Genomic DNA, 16279 nt, shown 5'->3' with positions numbered 1-16279 from the left:
GGCGCCGGTGACGCGCGCCACCGGCGGCCAGAGGGGGCTGTCCTGTCGCCCCGATGTGCGCGGCGGCTCAGCCCAGGAACTCCCGCGCCGCCACGACCAGGTTCTCGACGCCCCGGTCGATGGTCGGCTGCATGACGGGGGCGAAGTACGGCGAGTGGTTCGTCGGGATGTCGCGCTCGATGGTGCCGCCGGCCAGGGCGTCGGCGAAGGCCTGCGGGTCGACGCCGCCCCAGAACCAGAACACCAGCGGAGCGTCCGATTCGCGCGCGAACCACGACACGTCCTCGCTGCCGGTGAACATGCCCGGGTCGACGACGCCGGCCCCGCCGAACGCGCGGTGGAATGCTCCGGTGAGCCGGGCCGTGGCATCCGGATCGTTGATCGTGGGGGGAAGGGTGTGGTCGGTCGAGATGGTGGGGGTCTGCTCGGCTCCGGATGCCTCGGCCTCGGCGCGGATGATGCGCTCGACCTTGCTCATCACGCGCGCGCGGGCGGCGTCGTCGGGGTAGCGCAGGCTGAGTTCGAGCTTCGCCTCGGCCGGGATGATGTTGTTCTTCAGCCCCGCGTGGATCGAGCCGACGGTGACGACGGCGACGTCGCGCGGGTCGACCTCGCGCGAGACGACGGTCTGCAGGCGCATGACGGTGGCCGCAGCCATGACGACGGGGTCGATCGTGGAGTGCGGGCGCGAGCCGTGGCCGCCGCGCCCGTGCAGCACCACGGTGAGACCGTCCGAGGCCGCCATCTGCGTGCCCGGACGCACGCCGATGACGCCGGCGGGCAGGGGGGTGACGTGCTGACCGAGCACGATGTCGGGCTTCGGGTACCGCTCGAGCACGCCGTCGGCGATCATCGCCTGCGAGCCGGCACCGTACTCCTCGGCCGGCTGGAACACGGCGACGACGGTGCCCGACCACTCGTCGGTCGTGGCGACGAGGCGTTCGAGGGCGCCGATGAGCGCGGTGACGTGCATATCGTGCCCGCACGCGTGCATGACGGGAACGGCGTTGCCGGCCGGGTCGGTGCCGCGCGCGGTGCTGGCGTAGGCGAGGCCCGTCTGCTCCTCGACGGGCAGGCCGTCCATGTCGGCGCGGAGCCACACGACGGGGCCGTCGCCGTTGCGGATCGTCGTGACCACGCCCGTGCGCCCCACGCCCTCTTCGACCTCGAGGCCGAGGTCGGCGAGGTGGCGCGCGATGACGCCGGCGGTGCGCGTCTCTTGGAACGACAGCTCGGGGTGCGCGTGCAGGTCGGTGTACAGGCTTTCGAGGTCGACGCTCATGGATCGAGCCTAGTTCGCGCCCGCCCGCCCGTGTGGGGCTCCCGCACGGCCTGTGGCCCGGCCCCGCCTGCCCCGCGCCCGCCGTGCCCCGTGCCCCGTGCCCCGCGCCGGGCACAGGTCCGGTGCCCCCCCCCCCCCCGACCGTCGAGTGTCCAAGACACGCCGCGTGTGCGGGGACGGGTGCGGCGTGTCTTGGACACTCGACGCAGCGTGATCGCCGGGGGATGCGGCGCTTCCCCCCTGTTGAGTGTCCGGGACACGCCGTGTGTGTGGGCGCCGATGCGGCTTGTCATGGACACTCGACGCAGCGTGATCGCCGGGGGACGCGGCGCTACCCCCCCCTGCTGAGTGTCCAGGACACGCCGCGTGTGCGGGGACGGATGCGGCGCGTCTTGGACACTCGACATAGGTTCACGCGGGCGGCGATACCGGATGCCGTGGGGCCCCGCAAGCCGTCCGGTTCGGCCGGGTGCGACGGCGAGGCTGATCGCATGACCACCACACACTTCGACTACCTCATCGTCGGCGGCGGAATGGTCGCCGACACCGCCGCCCGCGGCATCCGCGAGATCGACCGCGACGGGTCGATCGGCATCCTGAGCGACGACGTCGACGAGCCGTACACGCGCCCGGCCCTGAGCAAGAAGCTGTGGACCGACGACGAGTTCACGTGGGACAAGGTGCCGCTGGGCACCGCCGACGACACCGGCGCCGACATCCGTCTGCGCACGCGCGCGACGGCGATCCGCCCCGACGCGCACGAAGTGGATGCCGACGGCGAGACCTTCGCGTACGGCAAGCTGCTCGTCGCGACCGGCGGAAAGCCGGTGCCCCTCCCCGTCGAGGATCGTTCGAACGGCGAGCGGGTGCTGTCGTTCCGCACCGCCGAGGACTACCGCCGCCTGCGGTCTCTAGCGCAGGACGTCGAGCGCATCGCCGTCGTCGGCGGCGGGTACATCGGCTCCGAGCTGGCCGCGGCCCTCGTGCAGAACGGCGTCGACACCGTGCTCGTCCACACCGGGGCCGTGCTGGGCGACGCGGTCTTCCCCGTCGCGCTGGCGGAGCGCTTCGAGAAGCTCTTCCGCGACGCGGGGGTCGAGATCGTCGCCGGCTCCAAGGTCGAGGGCGGAGAGGCGGATGCCGCGGGCGTGCGGCTCTCGCTCGAGAACGGCGACGAGGTGCGCGCCGACGCCGTGGTGAGCGGCCTGGGCATCGATGTCGCGACCGACCTCGCCGAAGGCGCGGGGCTCAAGATCGACGACGGTGTCGTGGTCGACGCGCAGCTGCGGTCGTCGGCCGACGACATCTGGGCCGCGGGCGACGTGGCCAGCTACCCCGATCGTCTGCTCGGGCGCCGCCGTGTCGAGCACGTCGACAACGCCAACGCGCAGGGCACGGCTGCGGGTCGCAACCTCGCGGGCGCCGCCGAGTCCTACACGCACACGCCCTACTATTACTCGGCCGTCTTCGGCATCCGGTACGAAGCGGTCGGAACCCTGGATGCCGAACTCGAGACCGTCGAGGACTGGATCGACACCGAACGGGGCGTCGTCTACTACCTCGACGACGGCCGTGTCGTGGGCGTTCTGCTGTGGAACGTCGAAGAGGCCCGCGACGCCGCTCGAGCGGTGCTCGCCGACGCCGACACCCTCAGGCGCGACGACCTCGTGGGGCGCATCCGCTGACGGTGGCGCGGGCCACGGGGCTTTCGGCCCGTGGTCTGCTCGGCGGCGGCGTATCCGCGCGGCGCGGGTCGTCGCTAATGTGAACGCGTGCCGTGAGCCTGATCGCGACGCCACTCACCCGGGAGCTCTCTATGTCGTCTGCCCTGATCCATCTCTCCGTTCCCGTCGACGCGGCGCGCGACGCGGTCGCCGCCGCCCTCGGTGAGCAGGGCTTCCGCGTGCAGCCCACCGCGTCGGGCTCGCTCGACGTGTCGCGGGGGAGCCTCGGCACCACTCTCGTCGCCGGGGCGTTCGCCGGGCAGGACATGCACGTGCGGTTCGATGTGCACTTCGCGCCGGAGCAGGGCGGGGCGACGGCCGCGTTCGAGCACTCCGCCGCCGGCGGCTTCTTCAAGGGCGGGGCGATCGGCGCGGCGAAGTCGGGTGACGTCGTGAGCGAAGCGGCGCACGCCGTCGGTGTGCGCCTCGCGCAGCAGGGCCTCGTCGTCGGTGCCGTGCCCGCCCCGTCCGACGTGGCGGGCGACCCCGCCGCCGCCGACCCCGCTTCCGCCGACCCGGCGCTCGCCACCGCCTCCGGGTACCCGGGCTATCCCGGTGCCGCGGCGCCGTCGGCCGGATACACGGCCGGCGGGTACCCGGCCGGAGCGATCCCGCCGCCCGTCGATTACGCGAACCGCACCAACGTCGTCTCGATCGTGGCGATCGTCCTTGGCTTCGTCGTTCCCCTCGGCGGCATCATCGCCGGAGCCGTCGGCCTCGCGCAGATCAAGCGCACCGGCGAGAAAGGACGTGGCCTCGCCATCACCGGCATCATCGCCGGCTCCGTCCTCACCGTGCTGACGACCCTCGGCGTGATCGCCCTGATCGTCTTCGCCGTCTTCGCCGAGAGCCAGTCCTCCGCCGACCCGTTCGTGCCGCCGTCGACGTCGGAAGACGGCGGAGTCACCATCGCCCCCGGCGAGCCGACGCCCGACGACGTCTACGTCCTCGCCGTCGGGGAGTGCCTCGACGCCCTGCCGAGCGGGTACGTCAGCGACGACAGCTTCGTCGACTGCGCGACGCCGCACAGCTACGAGGTGTTCGCCGCGTCCTCGCTCGCCGACGGACCCTTCCCTGGAGATGACGCCATCACCGCCCAGGCGGAAGCCGTCTGCGACGCGGAGTTCGCCAGCTTCATCGGACTCTCGTTCGCCGACTCGACCCTCAACGTCGACTACTTCGCGCCCGTGGGCGAGACCTGGGCCGAAGGAGACCGCGCCGTGTCGTGCCTGGTGTCCGACCCGGCCGGCGAGGTCTCGGGCAGCCTGGCGGGTTCCGCGCGCTGATCGCGGGGCGGGGGTTCCGCACGGCAGAAGGCCGCGCGGGCCACCTGCGCGGCAGGACTCCGGCACAGCGGCCGTTTTCCGGGCCGCGGAGCCCCGCGCGCCCGGTTCTGCAGGAGGTGCGCGTTGCACAGGCGCGGCGGGTGTCGCGGACCTCCGGGAACCTCCCTCCGGTCCTCGTGCGCGGCCACGCCCCGCAGAAAGCTACCGCCCCCGCCCGTACCTCCGGGGCGGCGCGTGGGCCCGGCGACCTGACCGGCCGCGGGGCTCAGTGCCCCGACTGAGCCGACGACGGTGGCCCCGTCGAACCGCGGTCGACGAGTTCGAACGGCAACGTGCCGCGGCCCGGAGCGGGGTCGGCTCCCTCGAGCGCGGCGAGCACCGCTTCGGCGGCGCGCGCGCCCTGCCCCCGCGCGAACTGATCGACCGTGGTCAGGCTGAACCAGCGCCCCAGCTCGTGACCGTCGACGCCGATGACCGACACGTCCTCGGGCACGCGCAGGCCGAGCTCGCGCGCCGCGAGGATCGCCCCGATCGCCATCTCGTCCGAGGCCGCGAACACGGCGGTCGGTCGCTCCGCCGTCGCCAATACCCGTGTCGCCGCCGCCGACCCGCCCTCGATGGTGAAGTCGGCCGGTTCGACCCGCGGTGCCGACAGGCCCACGTCGGCGAGAGCGGATTCGAAACCCCGCCGACGCAGCCCCGGCACCGACGACGCGGCGTCGGTGGTCACGTCCGCGCCGATGTGCACGAGCCGGCGATGCCCGAGCTCGAGCAGGTGCGTCGTGGCCAGGCGCCCGACCGCGAGGTCGTCGACGGTCAGGGTGGTCAGCTGCGGGTGGGGCCCGGCGATGGCGACGATCGGAACGCCGAGGCCGCGAAGAGACGCCGACTCCTCGGCATCCACCTCGATCGCGATCGTGATCACGGCGTCGATGCGCCGGCGGCGCAGGTGATCGTCGAACACGCGGCGACGTTCGGTCGGGTCGGCGCTCACGCTGTACAGCGTGATGTCGTAGCCCTCGCGCACGAGGGCGTCGGAGATGCCGGCGAGTACCGTGCTGAAGAACCAGCGGTCGAGGAACGGCACGACCACCCCGACCGCCCGCGCCCGTCCCGTGGCGAGGCTCGACGCCGCGGCCGACACGACGTAGCCCAGTCGCTCGGCCGCGGCGAGCACGCGGTCGCGGGTCGATGTCGAGACGGGGCCGCGTCCGCTCAACGCACGCGAAACCGTGGCCGTCGACACCCCCGCCGCGCGGGCGACGTCGTCGATTCCGGCCACGGTCTCGCGTTGTTTCGTCGGATCGGTGCGGATGCGGGCGGCTCAGGCCGCCGCGATCCACACGGTCGTGTCGGTGGGCAGGCGCTCGCCGTCGAGGGGACCGCTCGCGATGAGCACCCCGCCCGCGGGCAGCTCGACCGGGGAGTCACCGAGGTTGGCGATCACGGTGAGCGTGCCGTTGCGCAGCGCCACGACGTCGTCGCCGTAGCCGTCGAGCCACTCGATGTCGCCCGCACCCAGGCCGCGCGCGCGGCGCTCGGCGAGCAGCGCGCGGTAGAGCGTGAGGGTGGAGGAGGGGTCGTCGACCTGCACGTCATGCGCGAGCTCGGCCCACTCGGCGGGCTGCGGCAGCCAGGCCTCGCCGGTGGTGTTGAAGCCGTACGCGGGGGCGTCGGCGGTCCACGGGATCGGCACGCGGCATCCGTCGCGTCCGTAGCGCTCGCCATTCGTGCGGAACCAGGTCGGGTCCTGACGTGCGTCGTCGGGCAGGTCGATGACCTCGGGCAGGCCCAGCTCTTCGCCCTGGTAGAGGTACGACGAGCCCGGCAGGGCCAGCATGAGCGAGGTGGCGGCGCGGGCGCGGCGCAGGCCCTTCACCGGGTCGGGCTTGCCGGGGGACTTCGGGCCGATGCCGGCGCCCTGCGGGTTCTCGGCCGTCAGCGCCAGGCGCGAGGCGTGGCGCACGACGTCGTGGTTCGAGAGCACCCAGGTGCTCGGGGCGCCGACGGCGGTGTACTCCGCGATCGACTCCGTGACCACGTCGCGCAGGGCCGCGGCATCCCACTTCGTTTCGAGGTAGTGGAAGTTGAACGCCTGATGCATCTCGTCGGGACGCACCCACAGCGCCGTCTGCTTCACCGTCGGCAGCCACGCCTCGGCACAGAGGGCGCGGTCGCCGTCGTATTCGGCGAGCACCTCGTGCCAGTCGCGCCACACGTCGTGCACGCCCGGCTGGCCCCAGTACGGAACCTCGGCGGCGTCGCCGCCCATCGAGCCGCCCTCGGGGTCGGGCGTGAAGTCGGGAAGACCCTCGGCCTTGATGAGACCGTGCGCCACGTCGACGCGGAAACCGTCGACGCCGCGGTCGAGCCAGAAGCGCAGGATGTCGCGGAACTCCGCGCGCACCTCATCGTTGGTCCAGTCGAAGTCGGGCTGCGACTCGTCGAAGATGTGGAGGTACCACTGGCCCGGCGTGCCGTCGGCCTCGGTCACGCGCTTCCACATGCCGCCGCCGAAGACGGACTCCCAGTTGTTCGGCGGCAGGTCGCCGTTCTCGCCCTTGCCCTCGCGGAAGATGTAGCGCGCCCGCTCGGGGCTGCCCGGCGCGGCCTTCAGCGCCTCTTGGAACCACACGTGCTGATCGCTGGAGTGGTTGGGCACGAGGTCGACGATGACCCGGATGCCGCGCTCGTGCGCACCCGCGAGCATCGCGTCGAAGTCGGCGAGGGTTCCGAAGATCGGGTCGACGTCGCGGTAGTCGGCGACGTCGTAGCCCGCGTCCTTCTGCGGTGACCGCTGGAAGGGGCTGAGCCAGATGGCATCCACCCCCAGGTCGTGCAGGTCGTCGAGGTGCGCGGTGACGCCGGGCAGGTCGCCCAGGCCGTCGCCCGACGCATCCGCGAACGAGCGCGGGTAGATCTGGTAGATGACGGCGGTGCGCCACCACTCCGCGCCGGGCGCCGAGGCGAGGTCGGAGCGCGCGTCTTCCTGCGTGAAAGTCATGCGACCACGTTAGTGCAAGCGCTTGCAGTCGTGTGTCTCGACGGTGTCCCCGCGCCCCTTGCTCGTTGAGTGTCCGGAACACGCCGCACTCCCGGGCCCGTGCGCGGCGTGTCTTGGACACTCAATAGGGGGTGCGGCGCGGGGCGGCCGGCGGGCGTCATGCGGGCCGGGGGTGGGCGTCGTGCGGGCGGCGCTCGGCGCCGCGCCCAGCGCCCGGCGCCCCGCGCCCGGCGTTGAGTGTCCGAGACATGCCGCTCGCGGTGGGGAGAGCGCGGCGTGTCCTGGACACTCAACGAGGGGAAGGGCGGGGGTGGAGCGCCGCGATTAGGCTGGGGCGGTGCCCGACGCCTCTGCTCTCGCCCGCGCTGAATCGCTCATCACGAGCATCCCCGACTACCCGAAGCCGGGGATCGTGTTCCGCGACATCACGCCGCTGCTGACGGATGCCGCGGCCCTGCGCACCGTCGTCGAGGCGTTGATCGAACCCTTCGCCGGCCGCTTCGACGCCGTCGCGGGGGTCGAGGCGCGCGGCTTCTTGCTGGCCGGCGCCGCGGCGATCGTCGCGAACGTGGGGCTCATGCCGATCCGCAAGGCCGGGAAGCTCCCCCGACCGGCCGCCGCGGTCGAGTACGACCTCGAGTACGGCTCGGCGACCATCGAGATGCACGACGACAATGCCGCGGGTGCCCGCGTGCTGCTTCTCGACGACGTGCTCGCCACCGGCGGAACGCTCGCCGCCGGCCGGGAGCTGCTGCAGACGGTGGGCAGCGAGGTCATCGGCATCGCGACGCTGCTCGAGATCGACGGCCTCGGCGGCCGCGAGGTGCTCGGCGGCGACGTGCACGCGGTCTTCCACGTCTGACGCCCGACCGAACGCTCGGCCGACGGGGAGACGGCCGGATGCCGAGAGCTTCGGATCCCGCGTCACCAGCGCCCGCGGCCGGTGTCAGGCCGCCCTCTCGCGGAGTGTCGGCAGTTCCTGATCGGTGTCCGCGACCTGGCCGAATCGCGCTGTCAGGTGAGAGAGCGGCGGCGCGGTCATGGCCTTCATGAGCACACCGCGCGCGGCCAGGCCGAGCCGGGTGTGCGGGTACGCCAGGCGCAGCATCCCGCGGGGGATGCCCTGGATCTGATCGACCAGGGGACGCATCCAGCCGTCGAACGACGAGAGCGCCTCGTCCAGTCGGTCGCGGTCGACGGGCCCGTCGACCTGCGACAGGAAGGCCGCGAGCACATATCCGCCGGTCAGCGCGAGCGATGAGCCGCCCCCGCCCATCGGGGTCACGCACCACGCCGCGTCGCCGATCACGCACACGCGGCCACGGTGCCATCCCGGCATCCGGATCTGCGTGAGCTCGTCGATGTACACATCGTCGGACGCGTCGAAGCCGTCGAGCACGCGCGGGGCCTGCCACCCGGCGTCGGCGTAGCGCTCGCGCAGCACGCGCAGGGCGTCGTCGCGGCCGCGCTGGGCGAGGCCGTCGTCACCCGCGTACGACAGGATCGCGCGGGTCGTGCCGTAGGGGTCGGGGCGCAGATGCACCTGGCGTCCGCCGACCGCGTTGTACCAGCGCCAGCGTTCGTCGTCGTCGGCGGTGCGCGGGATGGTGCCGAAGGCCATGGTGATGCCGAGGGGGTCGGCATCGACCTCCGACGTGGCGAAGAGCAGGTCGCGCGTGCGCGAGCGCACGCCCTCGGCCACGATCAGGAGGGAGGCGTCGAGGCGCTCGCCGCTCTCGGTGACGATCGAGACGCGGTCTTCTCGCGACTCGTCGACCTCCGCGACGGCATCGCCGTAGACGAAGCGGACGCCCTCGGGGAGGGATTCGAGGATCGCGCGCGCGAAGTCGCCGCGGAGCACCTCGAGCTCGGCCGTCGCCCCGTCGGGTCCGTCGGAGGGGAGCTCGGCGATGACCTTGTCGTGCGCGTCGACGATGACCGTGCCGGTCTCGGTGGTGTTCTTCGCGCGGATCGCGTCGGTCAGGGCCATGCGATCGAGCACCTCGCGGGCGATCCCGCGCACATCGACGTTCTGCCCGCCGTCGCGGAAGGCGGGTGCTCTCTCGACGACGGTGACGTCCCACCCGATCCGTCGCAGCCACCAGGCGGCGGAGAGCCCGGCGATGCTGGCGCCGGTGATGAGGGCGTGCGGTGCGGTCATGGCGACTCCTCGTGATCGATGCGAATAGCTTTACAGCAAAGTCACTTGACTGTAAAGTCATTGCATGGCCGCATTGAACTCGCTCTCGATGACCTGGTCCGACCTCGAGATCGCGGTCATGCACCGCCTCCGCGACTGGACGATGGCGTCCGACGAGCTCAACAGGCACCTCTCGGCGTGGATGAGCCTGCCGGTGTCGGATGCCGAGGCGCTCGGGCAGATCGTCTGGGCCGCGCAGTCGGGAGAGCCGGTGGCGCCCGCGCAGCTCGCGCGTCAGATCGGGATGACGTCGGGGGCGGTGTCGGTCCTGATCGACCGACTCGAGCGCGCCGGGTACGTCACCCGTCGTCGCGATGACGCCGACCGCCGACGGGTCACCCTGCACCCGACCGCGACGGCGCTGGAGGGGATGGAACGGTTCCTCGGGTTCGCCGGTGCCGAGGTGGCCGCGGCGACCCGGGAGACGACGGCCGAGGAGCTGCGCATCATCCGGGCGTTCCTCGATCGCATGACCGACGCCGCGTCCGCGGCGAACGCGCGGCTGCGCGAGACGCCCGCGCCGCACCCTCCGCGCGCCCCCCAGCGTTGAGCGTCCACAACACGCCGAGCTGCCCACCCCGGGCGCGGCGTGTCGTGGACACTCAACGAGAGGGGGCCGTCGCTCGTCGCGGTGCGCGCACCGACGCCACGGCATCCGCCACCGCTCCCGCGACCCGGTCGGTCTGGCGCAGGGGCAGGGCGTTCGAGTGGGGCCGCGTGAACGCCCCGGCCTCCATGGCCGAGGTGAAGGGGCCGAGGGCGAACAGCGTCGCGTGGGCGGAGCCGTCGCGGGCGATCACCCGGCCATCGGCGTCGACGTCGATGCGGCCGAGCGAGCCGGTGAACGTCGCGTCGCTGACCTGCACCTCGCGGCCGTGGCGGGTGGCCAGCTCGCGCAGCGCCGGATTCTCGCTCGCGGCGGCCCCGCTGCCGGGGAGCCAAGCATCGACGAGGGTGGTGGTGACCAGTTCGCCGGGAACGCGGGGAGAGGATGCCACGAAGCGGCCGTCCGCGATCCGAACGGCGACCTCGGGGCCGAGGAAGCGCACGACCCCGGCGTCGGCGAGGGCGCCGATCTCTTCCAGGCGGTGCGCGGGCGGGCCCGAGGCGACGTAGCTGAAGAACGTGTGCCAGGTCACGGGGAGGTCGACGGCCCGCGACCTGGCGCTCCACCGCTCGGTGGGGATGTCGGCCAGGGCCAGGAACGACAGCAGGATCGTGAGGAACAGCGCCTGCGCGGTGCTGCGTTCCTGCGTCGTGCGCAGCTGCAGGTCGTCGGCGATGTGGCGGCGCACGCGCCGGTGCACGTCGGCGGCGTCGACGAACGCCTCGTCGCCGAGCGGCACGTCGAGCGCGGGCACGTCGAAGCGGTCGAGCGGGTCGGGCACGACGGCGGCGACCGCGCGGCGGAGGGCGGCCGTGTTCCCGTCGACTTCGCGCAGGGTCACGCGGAAGGCCGCCCACGTCGTCGTCACCCGCTCGGGGTGGCCGGTGAACAGCTCGCGGTAGTGCCCCCACACGAGCTCCCGCGCGACGAGGGGCCACACGTCGTCGAGGAAGTCGATCGTGCCCGGACGGGCGAGAAGGTCGGCGATCGCGGCCGGGGTCAGCACCTCGCGCGTCGGCGGTTCGCCCTGCACCTGGGACGACACCTTCGAGCGGTACGGCACCCCGCGGCGGGAGCCGAGGTGCAGCCGCGGCTCCCGACCCGACGGCTCGTACCGCAGCCGGCCGTCGGCGGTGCGCGCGAAGCGGCCGCCGCGTCCTTCGGCCAGCAGCACGACGGCATCCACCGCCGCCAGGCCCATTCCGCGCACGATGACGTCGGCGCCGGGGCCGAGCACCGAGAGGTCGGCGTCGGCGGTGAACGACGGCGGCACGTAGGTCAGTCCGGCGTCGGCGGCCGCGACGAGCAGGTCGCGGGTCTGACCCTCGGGCTCGCGTCCGTTGTGGCCGAGGGCGTACACGACGATGTCGGCGGGCAGGCGGATGCCGTCGGCCAACGCCACCTCGTACCCGTCGACCGTGTCGTCGACCCACTGCACGGCGCCGCGGTGCCACCGCACCTCGACGCCCGGGGGCGCGATGGCGACCGTGCGCCGCCAGAACCAGTCGAGGTACACGCTCTGCAGCCGGCGCGTGGGGAAGCTGTCGCCGCGGAGCGCGTGCAGCTCGGCCGCGAGGTCGGGATCGTCGATCTCGACGTCGGGTAGCGAGCCCGCGCGGACGCGCTCGGCCCACTCGATGAGCGACGGTCCCGAACGCACCGGACCCGCGATCGTGCACGACTCGTCGGTGAACACCGTGACGTCGCGCGCCATCGAGTTGAGCTTGAGCAGCGGCGACTGCTCCCGCCGCCAGATGCGGCCGGCACCGGGCGGATGGGGGTCGACGAGGGTGACGTGCAGGGCCGGCGTCGCGGCCTTCGTGCGCCGGGCGAGCAGGCGCTCGACGAGCATCACCGCGCGGGGCCCCGCGCCGACGATGACGAGCCGCGCCGCCCGGTCGCTCATCGCGCGGCGGCCGTCGCGGTGTCGTGCGGCCCGGGGGTGTCCGGAGCGCCCGCGACCACCGGCGGCAGTCCCAGCAGGTCGTGCAGGGTCGCGCCCTCGTCGTACGAGCGGCGGTACGACCCGCGCTCCTGCAGCAGGGGAACGACCTTCTCGGTGAAGGCGTCGAGGCCGTGCGGGGTGACGTGCCCGACGACCGTGAAGCCGTCGGTCGCGCGCTCCTGCACGTACCGGTCGATCTCGGATGCCACGTGCTCGGGCGTTCCGACGAAGGTGTGGTTCGCGGTCAGGCGGATCACGAGCTCGCGGATGCTGAGGTTCTCGGCCGTCGCCTGCGCGCGCAACTGACCCACCCGGGCGCGGATCGCCGCGTGGCGCCCGGCGAAGCCCTGCGCGGTCTCGACGCCCGTGTCGGGTTCGACGTCGGGCAGGGGGCCGTCGGCGTCGTACCCGCTGAGGTCGCGGTTCCAGATCTGCTCGAGATAGGTGATCGCGGTCTGCGGCCGCACCTGGGCGAGCGCGATCTCGCGCGAGCGCTCGCGGGCCTCGGCCTCGGTGTCGCCGAGCACGAAGGTCGCCGCGGGCAGGATCTTCAGCGAGTCCTCGTCGCGGCCGTGGGCGGCGAGGCGACCCTTCACATCGCGGTAGAACTGCTGCGCGTCGTCGAACGCGGTGTGCAGCGAGAAGATCACGTCGGCGTGGGCGGTGGCGAAGTCGCGGCCGTCGGGGGAGTCGCCGGCCTGCACGATCACGGGCCGGCCCTGCGGGGAGCGGGGGACGTCGAACACCGCGTCGACATCGAACAACCGCGTCTCGTGCCGTACCCGCGCGATGGCGTCGTCGCGCAGGAACGCCCCGGTCTCGGCATCCGCCACGATCGCGTCGTCGCGCCACGACGACCACAGCGCCTTCGAGAGCTCGGCGAACTCGGAGGCCCGCACGTACCGGTCGGCGTGGTCGAGGTAGCCGCCGCGGCGGAAGTTCGCGCCGTGGAACGCGTCGGAGCTGGTCACGGCGTTCCACCCCGCGCGACCGCCCGAGAGCAGGTCGAGGGTGCCGAGCTGGCGCGCGAGCTCGTACGGCTCGTTGAACGTCGTGTTGAGCGTGCCGACCAGGCCGATGTGCTCGGTGACGGCGGCCAGGGCGGTGAGGATCGCGAGGGTGTTCGGGCGTCCCGCCACGTCGAGGTCGTGCAGCTGCCCGCGGTGCTCGCGCAGCCGCAGCCCCTCGGCGAGGAACAGGTAGTCGAAGAAGCCGCGCTCGGCGGTGCGGGCGAAGTGCTCGAACGACGAGAAGTCGATCTGGCTGCCCGCGGCCGGGTCGGTCCAGACGGTCGTGTTGTTCACCCCGGGGAAGTGGGCGGCGAGATGGATCCGGCGGCGGGTCATGCGCCGACCTCCTGACGGGCGTAGCGGCTGGCGAGACGGGGGAGTCCGACGCGCTCGCGCAGAGTGGGCGCGCCGTCGTCGGGGAGCAGGATGCCGGCGCTCGCCGCCCGCGGGATCACCCGGTCGGCGATGGCCTCGAGGTCGGCCGGGAGGCGGGCGGGGCGCAGGCGCACACCGTCGACCCCGGCGTCGGCGAGGGCGCGGATCTCGTCCACGACGTCGTCGGCGGTGCCCACGACCACGCGGGCGTCGGTGGTGAGCGGCGCACTCTCCTGCAGGCGGTTCCAGACCGCGGCGGCCGCGGCGGGGGTCTCTTCGACGAGCACGAGCAGGTCGGCGAAGACGCGCAGGGGCTCGTCGAGCGCGCGCGCCGCGTCGGCGGCCTCGGCCAGCTCGCTCCGGATGCCGTCGACCGCGGCCGCATCGGCGGGCGTGACGAACACGAGGTCGGCGTGCTCGGCGGCGAAGCGGTAGGGCACGCTCTGGTGGGCGAGGGCGGTGACGAGAGGTTGCCCCTGGGGGGAGCGCGGCACGATCGAGGCGCCCGTGATGGAAAAGAACTCGCCCTCGAACGCGACGTTGTGCACGCGGTCGCGGTCGAGGAACTTCCCCGACGCGAGGTCGCGCACGATCGCGTCGTCTTCCCACGAGTCGGCGAGACGGCGGATGACGTCGGCCACCTCGCCGGCCTCGCGGAAGGCCGCGAGGAGCGCCGGGTCGTCTTCGACGCGACCGGATGCCGGCAGCCCCGTGGGTCCGTCGGCGCGGCGCCCGAAGTTCGCGCGCTCCTGCGCGGTGGAACCCGCGACCAGTCGCACGCCCCCGCGGCCCCGGCTGACGTGGTCGAGGGTCTGCAGCCCCGTGGCCAGGTGGAACGGCTCGGGGTGCGCGGTCGTCGCCGTCGGCACGAGGCCGATGCGGCGCGTGACCGGTGCCAGGAACGACGCCACCAGCACCGCGTCGAGGCGCCCCCGCACGCGGTCGCGCCGGCTCTCGGCATCCGGCTCGAAGGAACGGCCGCCGAGGCTCAGCGCATCTTCGATCGTCGCGAGCAGCAGGCCCGCGTCGTCGGCCGTGCGGGCGAGCGCGCGCCAGTACGCCGGCGACGTCAGCTCGGCGGGTCGTGCCGTGGGCTCGCGCCAGGCGGCCGGGTGCCAGCCGGGGCCGTCCAGGGCGACGGCGAGGTGGATGCGGTCCGACATCGGGGGCTCCTTCTGTGAGGCGGGGTGCTGATCACTGTCGCCGGGCGCGGGGCGAGCCTCAATGCGTGTCGTCACATATCGCCTCGCGGCGTCATGAACGGGCACGAGCTCAGAACCCCGCCCGGCAGCAGGGCGTCGGAGCCCCGTTTTCTTCCGATGCTCGGGGTCGTGACCTGATTCCTGGGTGAGGTGCGGCCCAGCCCAGGAATCAGGTCGACGACGAAGGGCGTCAGGGCGCGCTCAGGAAGAGGAACCCGTGTCGTGCGCTTCCGGTGAACGTCGACGCGCCAGGTTGCGGCGGACGAGCGGCCAGAAGAGCACGAGGACGCCGGTGGCAACGAGGCTGGTCCACACCTGGGTGCGGCCGGCTTCGGTCGTCAGCATGACGACGATCACTGCGGCGATGCACAGGATCAGGAGGATGTTCAGCCACGGGTGTACCCACACCTTGAGCTTCAGACCGGCCTTCTCCTCCGACGTCATCTTCTGGCGGAGTCGCCACTGCGTGAGTGCGATGAAGACGTAGACGAACAGTGCGACGAGTCCCGCGGAGTTCATGATGAAGTCGAAGATCCCCGACCCGGGAGCCACGAAGTTGACGAGAGTCGCGATGAGCCCGCCGATGGTCGATGCGAGCAGGGCCATGATCGGCACGCCGTTCCTCGACTTCTTCGCGACGAACCTCGGCGCGAACCCCTGCTCGGCGAGGGCCGCGAACATGCGCGATGCGGAGTACAGGCCGGAGTTGAGCACGGAGATGACAGCCGTGAAGATGACGAGCTGCATGATGATGCTCGCGCCGGGGATGCCGATTCGCTCGAGCGCGTAGGTGAACGGGGCGCTCGCCACGTCTGTCGGCGCGGGCAGTTCGTTCCACGGGACGACGGTCACAATGACGAGCACCGAGCCGACGAAGAACAACAGGATCCGCCAGATGATCGTGCTCGACGCGTGACGGATGCCTTTCGCAGGATCCTCGGATTCGGCCGACGCCATCACCGCGATCTCCGTGCCGAAGTAGGAGAAGATCACCAGAGCGATGCCCGTGAACGCGATGCCGAGTCCGTTCGGCGCGAAACCGCCGTGCTCCCAGAGATTCGACACCGACGCCTCGGAATCCGGCCAGAGACCGAACGCGAACAACAGGCCCGCGCCGAGGAACACGATGATCGCGAGCACCTTGATGCTGGCGAGCCAGAACTCCACCTCGCCGAACATGCGGACGGAGATGACGTTCGAGATCACGAACAGCGCGATCAGGAAGAGTGACCAGGCCCACGAGGGGACGGCGGGGAACCAGCCGGCCATGGTCTCGCCACCCAACACTGCTTCGTACGCGAGGACGCCGACCCAGAAATACCAGTAGAGCCATCCCACCAGGTAGGCGGCCCAGTTGCCGAGCCCCACCCGCGCGTATTCCATGAACGAGCCGATTGCGGGCCGAGATGCCGCCATCTCGCCCAGCATTCGCATTGCGAGGAAGACGAGCAGGCCTCCGACGAGGTACGACAGGATTGCAGCGGGCCCCACGGTGCGGATGACATTCCCGGAACCCACGAAAAGGCTTGCGCCGATGATGCCGCCCAGTGTTATCATCGTCACGTGTCGAGAACGCAGTTGTTTTGCTTTCGGGTTGACGCCGACGAAACCAGCTGAGGTCTCAGGCGACACGGGTTTGTTCCA

General features: G+C 72.2%; 12 protein-coding genes. 4 read left to right on the top strand and 8 right to left on the bottom strand.

Going from position 1 to position 16279, the window contains the following annotated elements; all coding sequences use genetic code 11:
- Window positions 1–67 precede the first annotated feature (67 nt).
- Window positions 68–1282 (bottom strand): amidohydrolase, encoded by a 1215-nt coding sequence (locus tag IFU40_RS01000; RefSeq protein ID WP_191925074.1) that lies wholly within the window; start codon window positions 1280–1282, stop codon window positions 68–70.
- Between the two features lie 491 nt (window positions 1283–1773).
- Here IFU40_RS01000 and IFU40_RS00995 point away from each other — a divergent pair, with 491 nt between their 5' ends.
- Both IFU40_RS00995 and IFU40_RS00990 read left to right on the top strand, forming a co-directional pair.
- Window positions 1774–2967: an NAD(P)/FAD-dependent oxidoreductase gene (locus IFU40_RS00995; RefSeq protein ID WP_191925073.1), complete on the top strand. Its 1194-nt coding sequence runs from the start codon at window positions 1774–1776 to the stop codon at window positions 2965–2967.
- A gap of 131 nt (window positions 2968–3098) precedes the next feature.
- Window positions 3099–4292 carry a DUF4190 domain-containing protein gene (locus IFU40_RS00990; protein ID WP_191916581.1) on the top strand — a complete coding sequence of 398 codons (1194 nt, stop codon included), beginning with the start codon at window positions 3099–3101 and terminating at the stop codon, window positions 4290–4292.
- A gap of 265 nt (window positions 4293–4557) precedes the next feature.
- Here the strand turns inward: IFU40_RS00990 and IFU40_RS00985 are convergent, their stop codons facing one another.
- Window positions 4558–5574, bottom strand: coding sequence for a substrate-binding domain-containing protein (locus IFU40_RS00985; protein ID WP_191925072.1), 1017 nt, complete (start codon window positions 5572–5574; stop codon window positions 4558–4560).
- A 42-nt stretch (window positions 5575–5616) separates the two neighbouring features.
- Window positions 5617–7296 (bottom strand): glycoside hydrolase family 13 protein, encoded by a 1680-nt coding sequence (locus IFU40_RS00980; RefSeq protein WP_191925071.1) that lies wholly within the window; start codon window positions 7294–7296, stop codon window positions 5617–5619.
- 337 nt (window positions 7297–7633) lie between these two features.
- Between IFU40_RS00980 and IFU40_RS00975 the strand changes: the two genes are divergently transcribed.
- Window positions 7634–8158: an adenine phosphoribosyltransferase gene (locus tag IFU40_RS00975; protein WP_055832072.1), complete on the top strand. Its 525-nt coding sequence runs from the start codon at window positions 7634–7636 to the stop codon at window positions 8156–8158.
- An 84-nt stretch (window positions 8159–8242) separates the two neighbouring features.
- Here the strand turns inward: IFU40_RS00975 and IFU40_RS00970 are convergent, their stop codons facing one another.
- Window positions 8243–9457, bottom strand: a complete 1215-nt coding sequence (locus IFU40_RS00970) for an FAD-dependent monooxygenase (RefSeq protein WP_191925070.1) — start codon at window positions 9455–9457, stop codon at window positions 8243–8245.
- Window positions 9458–9521: 64 nt separating this feature from the next.
- On the opposite strand from IFU40_RS00970, the gene IFU40_RS00965 reads away from it, so the two are divergent.
- On the top strand, window positions 9522–10046 hold the full coding sequence (locus IFU40_RS00965; protein ID WP_191925069.1) for a MarR family winged helix-turn-helix transcriptional regulator: 525 nt from the start codon (window positions 9522–9524) through the stop codon (window positions 10044–10046).
- 52 nt (window positions 10047–10098) lie between these two features.
- Here the strand turns inward: IFU40_RS00965 and IFU40_RS00960 are convergent, their stop codons facing one another.
- The 4 genes from IFU40_RS00960 to IFU40_RS00945 all read right to left on the bottom strand — a co-directional run bounded on the left by IFU40_RS00960 (window position 10099) and on the right by IFU40_RS00945 (window position 16192).
- A complete protein-coding gene (locus IFU40_RS00960; RefSeq protein WP_191925068.1) occupies window positions 10099–12009 on the bottom strand; it encodes an FAD/NAD(P)-binding protein in 1911 nt (636 codons plus the stop codon).
- The gene (locus IFU40_RS00955) at window positions 12006–13394 is read right to left on the bottom strand and encodes an NtaA/DmoA family FMN-dependent monooxygenase (protein WP_191925067.1); all 1389 of its coding nucleotides are present in this window, start codon (window positions 13392–13394) and stop codon (window positions 12006–12008) included. The genes IFU40_RS00960 and IFU40_RS00955 overlap by 4 nt, the downstream gene beginning before the upstream one ends.
- Window positions 13391–14596 (bottom strand): LLM class flavin-dependent oxidoreductase, encoded by a 1206-nt coding sequence (locus IFU40_RS00950; RefSeq protein ID WP_191925066.1) that lies wholly within the window; start codon window positions 14594–14596, stop codon window positions 13391–13393. The genes IFU40_RS00955 and IFU40_RS00950 overlap by 4 nt, the downstream gene beginning before the upstream one ends.
- Window positions 14597–14836: 240 nt before the next feature.
- Window positions 14837–16192, bottom strand: coding sequence for an amino acid permease (locus IFU40_RS00945; RefSeq protein WP_249404016.1), 1356 nt, complete (start codon window positions 16190–16192; stop codon window positions 14837–14839).
- Window positions 16193–16279: the final 87 nt, after the last annotated feature.

Origin of the sequence: Microbacterium sp. CFBP 13617 (assembly GCF_014839445.1) — a bacterium.
Classification (GTDB): domain Bacteria; phylum Actinomycetota; class Actinomycetes; order Actinomycetales; family Microbacteriaceae; genus Microbacterium.
This window is presented reverse-complemented; position numbering and strand designations above follow the sequence as displayed.

Coding starts and splice junctions, on each gene's coding strand:
- IFU40_RS01000 (WP_191925074.1), bottom strand. CDS start 1,282: ATGAGCGTCGACCTCGAAAGCCTGTACACCGACCTGCACGCGCACCCC.
- IFU40_RS00995 (WP_191925073.1), top strand. CDS start 1,774: ATGACCACCACACACTTCGACTACCTCATCGTCGGCGGCGGAATGGTC.
- IFU40_RS00990 (WP_191916581.1), top strand. CDS start 3,099: ATGTCGTCTGCCCTGATCCATCTCTCCGTTCCCGTCGACGCGGCGCGC.
- IFU40_RS00980 (WP_191925071.1), bottom strand. CDS start 7,296: ATGACTTTCACGCAGGAAGACGCGCGCTCCGACCTCGCCTCGGCGCCC.
- IFU40_RS00970 (WP_191925070.1), bottom strand. CDS start 9,457: ATGACCGCACCGCACGCCCTCATCACCGGCGCCAGCATCGCCGGGCTC.
- IFU40_RS00965 (WP_191925069.1), top strand. CDS start 9,522: ATGGCCGCATTGAACTCGCTCTCGATGACCTGGTCCGACCTCGAGATC.
- IFU40_RS00960 (WP_191925068.1), bottom strand. CDS start 12,009: ATGAGCGACCGGGCGGCGCGGCTCGTCATCGTCGGCGCGGGGCCCCGC.
- IFU40_RS00955 (WP_191925067.1), bottom strand. CDS start 13,394: ATGACCCGCCGCCGGATCCATCTCGCCGCCCACTTCCCCGGGGTGAAC.
- IFU40_RS00950 (WP_191925066.1), bottom strand. CDS start 14,596: ATGTCGGACCGCATCCACCTCGCCGTCGCCCTGGACGGCCCCGGCTGG.
- IFU40_RS00945 (WP_249404016.1), bottom strand. CDS start 16,192: ATGATAACACTGGGCGGCATCATCGGCGCAAGCCTTTTCGTGGGTTCC.